The sequence below is a fragment of the Pseudoalteromonas sp. TB25 genome (assembly GCF_000497995.1).
GTDB classification, from domain to species: domain Bacteria; phylum Pseudomonadota; class Gammaproteobacteria; order Enterobacterales; family Alteromonadaceae; genus Pseudoalteromonas; species Pseudoalteromonas distincta.
In genome coordinates this window covers 1-2,159 of sequence record NZ_AUTI01000146.1, presented here as the reverse complement: position 1 = coordinate 2,159, position 2,159 = coordinate 1, and the positions used below count along the sequence as shown (strand labels likewise).

The following is a 2,159-nucleotide window of genomic DNA, read 5'->3' as shown; positions in this document are numbered from 1 at the left end:
GCCGTACTTAAATTAGCAACTCAGCGCCAATTAAAAGTGCCTGATGACATTTCAATAGCTGGGTTTGATAATGCGCCCATTGCACGTCATATTTGGCCCGGGTTAACAACGATTGCACAGCCCGTTGAAGAGATGACTAAACAAGCCGTAACGCAACTTATTTCACACATAGCTCAACCACAAGAGCAGCCGTATCAGGTAACGCTTGAGTCGCGCTTGATTACACGCGAGTCTACCTCAGCAATAAAATAGTGAGTTTAAAACACTTTCACAGTAGCCCGAATATGAGTGACGTTTATTCGGGCTTTTTTTTACTCTGAACTTGCTAAAACATGCTTTGTGCCTAAAAATCAATTAGGTCATTATTCGGTCATGTTAAAATATTAAACTATTTTTGTTACCTGGGGTTGACACCGGTGTCATTGCTATGCGTTAATACAGTGACACCGGTGTCAGGGTTGTTGTGAGAGGCTCCCTGGTAGCGTACCTTTGAACGGGTAAATCAAAGATGCTCAGTACAGTTATTTACGTGGAGTCTGTAGTTGCTACTGAGCCTTTATCCTCTAACTAATAGAGATGAGTTAAATTATGTTACATCCTCGTATTCAAGAAGTTACCCAGCGCGTTATCGAACGCAGTAAAAATACCCGTCAAGATTATTTAGATCGCATTTCGCACGCAAAAAAACAAACAAGAGTTCGTGCTGGTTTAGGTTGCGGAAATATAGCCCATGTTATGGCTGCATGTAGCAGTGATGACAAAGCGCGCTTAAAGGCTGATGAGCAGCCAAATCTTGCTATTATCAACTCATATAACGATATGTTATCGGCTCATGTGCCATACAAAGACTACCCAGATTTAATTAAAGACATTGCAACAAAATACGATGCTACAGCTCAAGTTGCTGGTGGCGTTCCTGCAATGTGTGATGGTGTTACGCAAGGGCGTGACGGCATGGAACTTTCACTTTTTTCTCGCGATGTAATTGCTATGTCTACAGCAATTTCTCTTTCGCACGATGTGTTTGATGGCGTTTTTTGTTTAGGCGTTTGTGACAAAATTGTTCCTGGTTTATTAATTGGTGCATTGTCGTTTGGTCATTTACCTGTGTTCTTTTTACCAGCAGGTCCAATGCAATCAGGTATTCCAAATAAAGAAAAAGCACGTATTCGCCAAAAGTTTGCACAAGGTTTAGTGAGCCGCGAAGACTTACTCGAAGCTGAAAGTGCGTCTTATCACAGCGCTGGTACATGTACGTTCTACGGTACTGCCAATTCAAACCAAATGTTAATGGAAATAATGGGCTTACACCTTCCAGGTAGCTCGTTTATTAATCCTTACACTGAGCTTCGCGATGGCCTTACAGGTAATGCTGTAGAAACAATGCTCAAGCAGCTTACAGATGATAAAGAAAGCCCGTGTTTAGCCGATGTGATCAGCGAAAAAACGATTATAAATGGTTTAGTGGGTCTGCTTTCTACAGGTGGTTCTACTAACCATGCTATCCATATTGTTGCGATAGCAAAAGCTGCCGGCATTCAGGTTACGTGGAAAGATATGTCTGACTTATCAGAAGTTGTACCACTTCTTACACGTATTTACCCTAACGGATCAGCTGATGTAAACCACTTCCAAGCAGCTGGCGGTATGGGTTTCTTAATGCGAGAACTAGCAAGCGCTGGTTACTTACATACAGACGTTAAAACAATGCTAGGCGATGGTTTAGCACCATACATGACAGAGCCTCGTTTAGATAAAGACGATAGCTTGATCATGAGCGACTCAACCGGCCCAACTAAAGTTAAATGGGTAGATTGCCCAGCAAACTCGCACGATGAAGAAGTACTTCGTCCAGTGAGTAACCCATTTAGTAAGCAAGGTGGTCTGCAACTTCTAACTGGCAACTTAGGTAAAGCTGTTATCAAAGTGTCAGCGGTTGCTGAAGAACATCAAACCGTTACTGCTCCTGCAAAAGTATTTAGCTCACAAAGTGCTCTTCAAGATGCATACACTCGTGGCGAATTAAACCAAGACTTTATTGCCGTGCTAAAAGAGCAAGGCCCTAAAGCGAAAGGTATGCCAGAGCTACACAAGTTAACGCCAGTAATGGCAACGCTTCAAGATGAAGGCTTTAAAGTAGCCATTGTTACTGACGGTCG

Annotated in this window: 2 protein-coding genes; both read left to right on the top strand. The window is 42.6% G+C overall.

What is annotated here, in order from left to right:
- The coding region (locus L652_RS0103115; RefSeq protein ID WP_024603279.1) for a substrate-binding domain-containing protein at positions 1 to 252 on the top strand (252 nt) is incomplete at its 5' end.
- A gap of 336 nt (positions 253 to 588) precedes the next feature.
- On the top strand, positions 589 to 2,159 hold a 1,571-nt coding region (gene edd / locus L652_RS0103110), incomplete at its 3' end, for a phosphogluconate dehydratase (protein ID WP_024603278.1).